The organism is Pseudomonas sp. URIL14HWK12:I12 (assembly GCF_003097135.1).
In the GTDB taxonomy this organism is placed as follows: domain Bacteria; phylum Pseudomonadota; class Gammaproteobacteria; order Pseudomonadales; family Pseudomonadaceae; genus Aquipseudomonas.
The window spans coordinates 1-9340 of record NZ_QEQL01000013.1; the positions used below are offsets into that span (position 1 = coordinate 1).

The window sequence follows — 9340 nt, forward strand, 5'->3', positions numbered from 1 at the left end:
ATCAGCAGCATGAGCCGGCGGGGAAACTGCCACGACAATGCCGTAGCCGAGAGCTTTTTCCAGCTTTTGAAGCGGGAGCGAATCCGACGAAAGATCTACACAACCCGTGAAGAAGCCCGAAGTGATATTTTCGATTAGATCGAGATGTTCTATAACCCTAAACGCCGACACAGCAGTGCTATGCAGCTGTCTCCAGTAGAGTATGAGAAACGCTATTTCTTGAGCTTGGAGAGTGTCTAGGAAACCAGGGGCGATTCACTCAGCGAGCTGAGGATATTGGAAGCTATCTATTTGACCTTCAGTAATAACGCCATTTTTCTTCGCAAATCTCATGGCTGTGGATATGTCCGTACATTTTGAAAACTACTTCATTGAACGAGAATCAATGCTTGAAGAGGTTCTCTTCTATCACCTGACCCTCGAAGCGTTGATGGTCGAGATCGTCAGGCGAGACCCCAATGGCACTGGTGAGTCAAAGCTGAGAAGGCTCTCGTTTGCTAAAAAGACGGATGAGTGCCTACGGCTTGAAAAGATAAGCAGTGAGCTTCACGCGGCGGTACTGGCATTAAACAAAGTACGAAATCAGTATGCACATGAGCTTGGATACGAAATCTCGTTCGAAGCCGCGCTGGCTTTGGCTAAGTTGTGTGGCGCAGCTGGAGTCGAATTCACTGACGACTTCGACAGCTGTACTGTTGAGCAAGCTAAACACCTTGGCTACGAAACATTTGAACTTCTCAACGCGTCTTTCAGAAACACATTCTTTGCAGTGGCGGAGTGTCAGGACGAGGATCAGTGGCTCGAATTCACGGCATAGCGGGGAGGACTGAGAAAGCCTTCGGACTAGAGTCCGCCGCCCCAAACGACAGACAATGAAAAACCCGCCGAAGCGGGTTCTTTGCCATCAAATCCATCCAACATCCTGTCGGTAGCCATCCGGGCAGTGGTAGATCATCCGCGGCATTTGACGGGGCTCATCGCGGTCGTCCCCGCCTTTTGAAATTCTCATCGGCTCAATTTAGCTGCCATGCGCCGGGTACGAGTATGTTGGGTCAGACGCAGCCCATTCTGGTACACCTCCACTTGATCGTTGTTGTGTGCATACACAACAATTCCTCCGGCAAGGTATTCCACGTCCAATGGGTCTTTGCCGGGCACGTCTCGGATAAATACACGTACGGCAGCGCCTTTCTCAATCCAGAATTCGCTGGATCTCGGTTCCACAACCAAGAGCATTCGCGAGGGCGTACTACTGATGAATTGAAGCTGCTGACTGTCGTGCATGACTGATCTCTAACGATGGCTTTGCATGGGCGACCGGTGTTATCCGGACAGGTCGGTTTTAACTAGCCGCAACGGCAGCTACAACGATCAGCTCCAACCTGATTCCGGGCTCATCAAATGTCACTTGTGAAGTAGCACGGGCGGGCGTTTCTCCAGGTGCGAACCAGTTACTCCAGACCTCATTCATGGCATTGAAATCGGCGACCATATCCTTCATCCAGATTTGGGCGTTGAGAACCATTGAGCGACCGCTGCCGACGCTAATCAGCAGCTCGTCCAAACGGGAAAGCACCTGCCCGGTCTGACCCTGGATGTCCAATGTCCAGTCAGCGGCAACGATTCCACTGAACCACGCGGTGCCGTTATGCACGACTACTCGGCTTAGCTTCGGGTTTGTCTCAATCCTGGTGATACCGGCCATCTCTACCTCAAGGTTTGCGCCTTCCATCACTGCCTCTTTTTCTAAACGGGGATACAGACATTAGTGTTTAGCGCTCAGTGCGAGGCGTTTTCATTGAAGCGTCGAACAAATTGATCGAATCGCTCATTCACTCCTCCCGCAAACAGCTTCTGTGGTGCTCCCTCGGCTCCAATTCGGCCATCCTCAAGGAACAAGATCCGACTGGACACATCACGAGCGAAGGCCATCTCATGGGTAACGATGAGCATGGTGCGTCCCTCAGCAGCCAAGTCCCGCATGACTTTCAGCACCTCACCGACCAGCTCTGGATCGAGAGCGGAGGTCGGCTCATCAAACAGCAGCACCCGTGGTTTCATCACAAGAGCCCGTGCGATAGCAGCTCTCTGCTGTTGCCCGCCGGACAGTTGAGCTGGATAAGCATTTATGCGGTGCGCCAAGCCCACGCGCTCCAGAGCTGCGATTGCTTCTTTTCGCACTTCTTGACTATTGCGCCGTTGAACATGAACAGGTGCCTCCATCAGATTTTCCAGGATGGTCATGTGGCTCCATAGGCAGAAATTCTGGAAAACCATCGCAACTTGCGTTCTGAGGCGATCTACTTGCTTACGGTCTGCGATACGAGGGTTCGATGCGCTTAGGCGGAGTTTCACTCGCTCCCCGAACACGTCTAGCGAGCCGGCAGAAGGCAGCTCCAAAAGATTGAGACAGCGTAGAAATGTGGATTTACCTGACCCCGAGGCTCCAAGTATGGAAACCACCTCACCCTCTCGGGCGGTGAAATCGATGCCTTTAAGAACCTCAATTTCTCCATAGCTTTTGCGCAACTCGAGAGTGGAAATTGCAGTTGCGCCGTGGGTTAATTCCATAGCCGTGGCGGACATAAATATCTTCCTCAACAGAAATTGCAGGATTAGGTTCGGCGACGTGTGAGGTGTTTATTGAGCCGGCTTTCTATGAGCGAGAACGCCAGACTGATCAGGAAGGTCAGCGTCAGATACAGCGCCCCGGTTACTGCGAAAACTTCCATGACCCGGTAGGTTGAGGAGATCAACTTGTAGGCGATTCCGGTGATTTCCGTCAGAGTGATGATGCTGGCAAGGGATGTAGCCTTCAGCATCAGAATTATTTCGCTGCCATAGACCGGTAGACCATGACGAACAGCGATGGGCCAGATCACCCGACGTCGCAGTAGCAGTCCAGACATTCCACATGCACGACCAGCTTCAATCTCACTCGCAGGCACAGCTTGTAAGGCGCCTCTGATGATTTCAGCGGTGTATGCGGAGGTGTTCAAAGCAAGCGCCAGGATTGCACACCAGTAGGGCTCTCGAAGGAAGGGCCACAGAAATGACTGTCGCAACCCAGGAATCTGACCTAGCCCGTAATAGATCAGAAAAATCTGCACCAATAGAGGCGTGCCACGGAAGAGCTCGATATGGGCTTTGCCCACCCACTGAATGACTCGATACCTACTTCCAGCAGCGCACGCGACCAGTACCGCTAATACGAAACCAGCGAGTAGTGCGAGCGCTGATAATTGCAGCGTAAGGGGTAAACCACTCAACAACTGCCCGAAGACATCAAGTAAAAATTCCCAATCCATCATCAACGACTCCACGGTCTGGCAAGGCGCTTTTCCGTGCGGCTCAACAGAGATCCGGTCAAACGACCAATAATGAAGAACATCGCTGCCGCGACGCCGTAAAAGAGCAGCGGTTCCCGAGTAGAGCCTGCCGCAGTGATGGACTGGCGCAGCAGTTCGGTCAGCCCGATGACGGAGAGCAATGCGGTTTCTTTGAGAACCGATTGCCAGATATTTCCCAGTGCGGGTAGGGCGAATCGTAGGGTCTGAGGCGCGATGATCCGGCGCAGCAACAGGAGGTCAGACATGCCGCAAGAAAGCCCAGCTTCAATTTGTCCTCGATCAAGTCTCAGGAAGCCTGCGCGGTAAGCCTCGGTCTGGTATGCCCCGGAAACGATGCCGACCGCCAGTACACCAATCAAGAAAGCGGGAAGAGAAAAGAACCCTGGAAATCCGCTTAGGTTCATGGCCTTGGTGAACGCTACGCTCCCTCCGAAATAGAAGAGATAGACAATCAATATCTCAGGCACACCCCGGAAAACTGTCGTGTAAAATGCGCCTACCGAGCGCAGCAATGGGTTACGGGACAGCTTGAGAGCCGCCCCACAGATTCCAAGGAAACTTCCGAGGACGAAGCCACTGATTGCGGCGGCAATGGTGATCCCTGCGGCACTCAGTAGCGGCAGGCCCCACCCTTGAGGGCCGAAGCCGATCAGGTCATAGATACTGGGCGTCATTGTTGTAGGCCTTGTAATTCGGCGGATGTCGAAGACATGAATCTTGAGGTGTTAAACGGCTCTAGAAGCGGGTGTAGGCTGCTGCTAACTAACGAGTGAGCGACGGCTTCGCCAACCGCTGGAGCCAATTGGAATCCATGCCCGCAGAATCCAAAAACGTGCCATAAGCCTTCATGTCTAGAGCTCGGGCCGATGTAGGGAATACCGTCCGGGGTCGAGCCTTCAAGTCCTGTCCACGTACGCAGTACCGGCACTCCAGCGAGAGCAGGGAATGCCTCCAACGTCGCGTTAGCGCTTGATGCCATCCGATCCATGATGGTGAATGAGGTGCCGTCGTCCAGGCACGGCTTACCTGATATTCCTCCGCCAATCACCAATGACCCCACCGCGCTTTGCTTGAAAGAGAGAGGCCGATCAATCCCGATTACTACAGGCTCGATAAAGGGCTTCATCCTCGCCGTCACCATCATGCTCAACGCCAGTACCCTGATCGGCAACTCATCACCGAGCGTTGCGGCTATCTGTGATCCCCAAGCCCCAGCGCAGTTGATTACCCAATTAGCTTCAATCACTCCATGGTCGGTGTCCGCTGACCACCGGCCACTGCTGAGCTTGTTCAGCTGTTTAAGCGCACATTGCTCATGAATCAAAACTCCTGCGGACTCAGCAGCTTGCCGGAATGCCAGAGACGCGTTGGCTGGGTTGGCGTGACCGTCTCCGCGCGAGATCAGGCCGCCCAGTGCACTGTCAGCGAGTCCTGGAAGAATTCGCTGTAACTCGTGAGCAGTGATGAATTCCTCGTGGGTATAGCCTCTGCGCAACATCTCCTGGTGGCGCGCATGAACCCACTGCATCTCCGCATCATCGAGAGCAAGGGCGATCTGAGAAAACCCCAGCCGAACCTCGCTCGCCTGTGCAGGGGCGTATCCAACAATGCTTTCCAAGCTGCGCCACATTTCCATCGCGCGCAGAGACAGCGGATATTCGCGGACATCTCGCATCAGCAGACGAAGTCCGCCAGCGTTCACGCCGGAGGCGTGGCGGCCCGGAACGGCCTTATCAACGATTGTGACTGTCCAACCGGAGCGGGCTAGGAAAAGGCCGATTGCACATCCTTGAAGTCCGCCCCCAATGATCAAGACATCATCCACCCGGTTACCCATGGGGGTGCTCCTCCAGACCTGCCACCGGCTTGTCCTCAAGTGACACTATCTGTGCGAGGTCGGGATCCAGCCCAGTCAAGTTCGTAAGGGCAATAAGTGGCAACGGGCGCAAAGGAGGACGTGCTCGGAAGAGCTTTGGAGCACTGCTGCTGGGGGATAATTCGGTCAACAGTCTTGCCACCGTGACCGCACAACTGCGGCCTTGGCAGGGGCCCATGCCACAGCGCAAAACGCCGCGCAGATGATTCATTTCGGTAGCGCCGCTGCGAATGGCAGTGCGGATGTCTCCAGCTGTTAACTCCTCACAACGACAAACCAATGTTTCGTCGGCAGGCAACCCTGCAGCGAGTCCGCGAGGAAAGGCTTTATCAATGAACGGGCGTGCTGCAAGAGTGCGGGAAACGTTCGCTGCATTTTCGGCATGCTCTCCGGGGGACACTGCCGTTCCGTTAAGCTCCGAGGCAATAATCGCAGCAATGTGTTGGCCGTGAGCAATAGCTGCGTCAGCGCCGCCGATCCGCCGTGCATCTCCAGAGATCCTAATCTTGCAAGGCCCGTCGACGAGCCGCGATCCAGTAGCTAACTCTGCGCGGCCATCGTCTGCTGTGCGTGGCTTCCAGCTGGCATCGTCCTGCTGCCAATCCATGGCTAACCCTGCGCAATGAACTATGTCCGTTGCGGGTACGATTCCGTCATGTACCACCAGAAGGTCGCACGGTATTTTGACCGTACGTCCCGATATCAAAAGACTTACAGATTCAACCTTCTCGCTCCCATGCGCTTCCAGACTTGTCGCGCCTGAGTTCATTTTGATCCCTGAAACCTTAAGTTGGGCAAGCCATCCGAGACCTTTCGCGAGAGCTGGAATTGCACTCAGTCGAAGCGACGTTAGAGCAGCAAATTTGTCCCTCAAAGAATCGGTGCGCGCTATAAGGGTTGGGCGTACGCCTAGGCGCCGCAACTGATCCGCGAGCAAAAAAATCAAGGGGCCTGTCCCTACCAGTACCACTTGACCATCAGGTTGCAACCGGCCTGCTTTGAGCAGGGTCTGTACCGCGCCAGCTGTCATCACACCGGGTAAAGTCCAGCCTGGAAATGGGACTGGACGCTCCGTTGCGCCGTTTGCCACGACGACTTGGCGGGCACGAAGGTAGCCTGCAGAATCTCCGCACAGCCAGCCGACTGTCCCGTCCGAACGCAAGTCCCATACGGTCGTTTCTGGTCTGTAATCGATCCCGTCGGTTGAGCGGAATTGTTCGATGAGTGACTGACCAGCGAGGTATGTGGGCCCCAGGACTTCGAGAAGCTTGTCGGTTGTTGGGCGCGCGCGGAGATTTGTCTCTAGCGAGCGGAAAATCTGCCCCCCAGGTGTGGGTTGTAGGTCAAGTACGATGACCTTCAGCCCCTTTTGGGCAACGCCGATGGCGGTCGACATCCCCGCTGGCCCCGAGCCGATCACCAGAACATCGGTGTCAATAGTTCGTCCATCGTGTTCGGTAGTGGGGAGATTGATTGGAGAGGACTTGATCATCACGACACCCCCGGAATTATGGCGGCGCCTTGCTGTACGCGAATCTTCATCCCGTCTTCAACGACCTTGAGGCAGGCCTGTTGATTTCCAACGCCATTGATTTCCACGAGGCACTCAAAGCAATGTCCGATCATGCAGTAAGGCAGCCGGGGCGCGCCTGTAACTGGCGTTGTACGAAATGACGATGTGTTAGCCCTTAGCAGGCACGCGGCGACAGTTTCGCCAGGGCGTGCTGAGATGGGCCGGTCATTAAAAAAAATCGTAAGCGTTGCCTCGACGGCACCCACGGGTGTGAACATACCCATACCTATCAAGATGAAATGCGGAGTTAGAAGATTTGGCGCATGGATAGCCCCTCCTCATTGCCAAGAGAGGCTTCAAACCAATGTCAGTCTCGGGTCGAAATGTCGACGCCGAACCACTTCTCAGCCAGCGCTTTGTTGGTGCCGTCGCTGTTGACTGAAGTGATGGCCGCATCAAACGCTTGGCGCAAAGCCTCATCACCCTGTCTCAGGGCAATATTTGTCGTCCCTTGGCCTAGCACCCCACCAGCGAAGGTTGGCCCAGTAGAAACCAGGGCACCTTTATTCGCCTCAATCACGGGCTTGAACGTTGTAACGTTCGCTATGCCAATGTCCAAGCGCCCATTCGCCAAATCCAATGCAAGCTGTTCAAAGGTAGGGTAGTCGCGAATATCCAGGCCTTTGAAATACTCACGAGCAAAGTTCGATGCGGTAGAGCCAGTCTGTACGCCGATTACTTTGCCTTTGAATTTTGTCTTCAGCTCATTGATCGCAGATTGCGCATCCGCCGGCGAGTCAGTTAGATCATATGCGTGGCGAGCCTCAGCCAAGCTTTTTAGGTCATTGTCCGACGTCGTTAGGAATCCATTCGGCGCTTTGGCGTATGACTTGGAGAACGCGATTACTTTCTTACGTGCAGGGGTCACGCCCATTGAAGCGATGATCGCGTCGTATTTACCTACGGTCAGTCCGGGGATGATCCCGTTCCATTCTTGACTGACGATGGTGCACTTAACTTTCATGCGATCACACAGTGCGTGAGTCAGGTCGATTTCGTACCCAGTCAGCGAGCCGTCAGCATTGGTGTAGTTCCAAGGAGGATAGGCGCCTTCGGTGGCCACCTTAATTTCGGTAGGCAATGTTTGTGCGGAGGCGATACCGGCAAACACCGGTAAAAAAGCTAAAGCGAGCATCACACGGTTTTTCAGCATTTCCATCACTCTGCTTGTTCAGGTTATTAAAAGGGCAGATAGCGAAAGGGTTGAAGCGATTACTTTTCGTTGTGAAGCCAATATAGCGATGGCTGCAGGAGCGTCACAGATCCTATCTTGTTGACCTCAGCTAAAGCCTTACTTATGCTCACGTCATGAGCAGATCACTTATCCCTTCGTTGAATTGGCTGCGTGTTTTTGAAGCAGCGGCGCGACATCAGAGCTTTTCCAAAGCCGGCCACGAATTGCACATGACAGGGGCCGCCGTCAGCCAACAGGTTCAATCCCTTGAGGCGAGCCTGGGTCGACCACTTTTCGAGCGATCAGCCAACCGAATATCGTTGACGCCCGAGGGGAAGGACTTTTTGCCAACTGTGCAGTTGTCGATTAGCGCGATGGAAAGTAAGGCGGCTGCGCTGTTCTCGCCTCAGAGGGTTCAACGAGTTTCTTTGCAAGCCAGTCATCTGATGTCGATGAGTTGGCTGCCCCAAGTGCTCGCAGACTTTGAGCGAGACAATCCGTCTATCCGCGTCGAGTTGTGGATGGAAGGTGCGCACGAGCGAAAGGCAGAACCCGATCTGACGATCCGCTTCGGAGAGGAGCCAGATTTGGTTCGTCATCCCAGCCGTTTGATGGGGTTATCTTACGTGGTGATGTGCCGTCCTGCTGATCTGGCACGGTTGAATACGGTTGAGGATCTACTAGCCCACCGGCTGCTAGAAATGATTCCTCATTCCATGGGGTGGATGGGATTGTTGAACCAAAATTTTGGTTCGATGCGAAGTCACACTCTGAAGCTTGAACCTGTAGACACTACTCCGCTGGCCTTCATGATGGTCAGCCAAGGCCTCGGCCTGGCCATCGGGCCTGTACCCGTGTGTCTCCCTTTGGCGTCATCTTTGGGCTTGGTGATTTGTCCGCTGGTATCTCTGACTCCGGGGCCAGGGAATTACTACCTGGAGCATCCAACCAACCGCCCCCAAAGTGCGGCGGTTCTTAGGCTGGAGCATGCCCTGCATGCTGCAGCGCAGAATTCAGTGAAGGCGCTCAACATTGCCCCTCGGACGCATGACTAGGAGCGTTTCAAGGCTGTTGGAGACCAGCGCATCATCATCTCCTGGAAAGGCGTCTGAATCGCCCCTGGTTTCCTAGACACTCTCCAAGCTCAAGAAATAGCGTTTCTCATACTCTACTGGAGACAGCTGCATAGCACTGCTGTGTCGGCGTTTAGGGTTATAGAACATCTCGATCTAATCGAAAATATCACTTCGGGCTTCTTCACGCGTTGTGTAGATCTTTCGTCGGATTCGCTCCCGCTTCAAAAGCTGGAAAAAGCTCTCGGCTACGGCATTGTCGTGGCAGTTTCCCCGCCGGCTCATGCTGCTGAT

At 54.2% G+C, this 9340-nt stretch carries 10 protein-coding genes and 2 pseudogenes; 3 read left to right on the forward strand and 9 right to left on the reverse strand.

Annotated features, from left to right (window positions below; translation table 11 throughout):
- Both F474_RS22365 and F474_RS22370 read left to right on the forward strand, forming a co-directional pair.
- A pseudogene (locus F474_RS22365) lies at positions 1-240 on the forward strand (IS3 family transposase); the annotation flags it as partial.
- A gap of 103 nt (positions 241-343) precedes the next feature.
- Complete coding sequence (locus F474_RS22370) at positions 344-817, forward strand: hypothetical protein (RefSeq protein WP_125483397.1); 474 nt, start codon at positions 344-346, stop codon at positions 815-817.
- Positions 818-1342: 525 nt separating this feature from the next.
- On the opposite strand, the gene F474_RS22380 is transcribed toward F474_RS22370, so the two are convergent.
- The 8 genes from F474_RS22380 to F474_RS22415 all read right to left on the reverse strand — a co-directional run bounded on the left by F474_RS22380 (position 1343) and on the right by F474_RS22415 (position 7958).
- A complete protein-coding gene (locus F474_RS22380; RefSeq protein ID WP_256577862.1) occupies positions 1343-1732 on the reverse strand; it encodes a RidA family protein in 390 nt (129 codons plus the stop codon).
- Positions 1733-1779: 47 nt separating this feature from the next.
- Positions 1780-2586 carry an amino acid ABC transporter ATP-binding protein gene (locus tag F474_RS22385; RefSeq protein ID WP_097089777.1) on the reverse strand — a complete coding sequence of 269 codons (807 nt, stop codon included), beginning with the start codon at positions 2584-2586 and terminating at the stop codon, positions 1780-1782.
- A gap of 29 nt (positions 2587-2615) precedes the next feature.
- Entirely contained in the window at positions 2616-3311 is a 696-nt protein-coding gene (locus F474_RS22390) for an ABC transporter permease (RefSeq protein WP_097089779.1), read from the reverse strand.
- Complete coding sequence (locus F474_RS22395; protein ID WP_097089781.1) at positions 3311-4024, reverse strand: ABC transporter permease; 714 nt, start codon at positions 4022-4024, stop codon at positions 3311-3313. The genes F474_RS22390 and F474_RS22395 overlap by 1 nt, the downstream gene beginning before the upstream one ends.
- Complete coding sequence (locus tag F474_RS22400; RefSeq protein WP_097089783.1) at positions 4021-5187, reverse strand: FAD-binding oxidoreductase; 1167 nt, start codon at positions 5185-5187, stop codon at positions 4021-4023. The genes F474_RS22395 and F474_RS22400 overlap by 4 nt, the downstream gene beginning before the upstream one ends.
- Entirely contained in the window at positions 5180-6718 is a 1539-nt protein-coding gene (locus tag F474_RS22405; RefSeq protein ID WP_097089785.1) for an FAD/NAD(P)-binding oxidoreductase, read from the reverse strand. Before F474_RS22405 ends, F474_RS22400 begins: the two co-directional genes overlap by 8 nt.
- Entirely contained in the window at positions 6718-7023 is a 306-nt protein-coding gene (locus F474_RS22410; RefSeq protein ID WP_218191681.1) for a (2Fe-2S)-binding protein, read from the reverse strand. The genes F474_RS22405 and F474_RS22410 overlap by 1 nt, the downstream gene beginning before the upstream one ends.
- Before the next feature lie 83 nt (positions 7024-7106).
- A complete protein-coding gene (locus F474_RS22415; protein ID WP_256577863.1) occupies positions 7107-7958 on the reverse strand; it encodes a transporter substrate-binding domain-containing protein in 852 nt (283 codons plus the stop codon).
- A 149-nt stretch (positions 7959-8107) separates the two neighbouring features.
- Between F474_RS22415 and F474_RS22420 the strand changes: the two genes are divergently transcribed.
- Positions 8108-9028, forward strand: a complete 921-nt coding sequence (locus tag F474_RS22420) for a LysR family transcriptional regulator (RefSeq protein WP_097089787.1) — start codon at positions 8108-8110, stop codon at positions 9026-9028.
- Positions 9029-9100: 72 nt separating this feature from the next.
- Here F474_RS22420 and F474_RS22425 read toward each other — a convergent pair.
- Positions 9101-9340: pseudogene (locus tag F474_RS22425) on the reverse strand (IS3 family transposase); the annotation flags it as partial.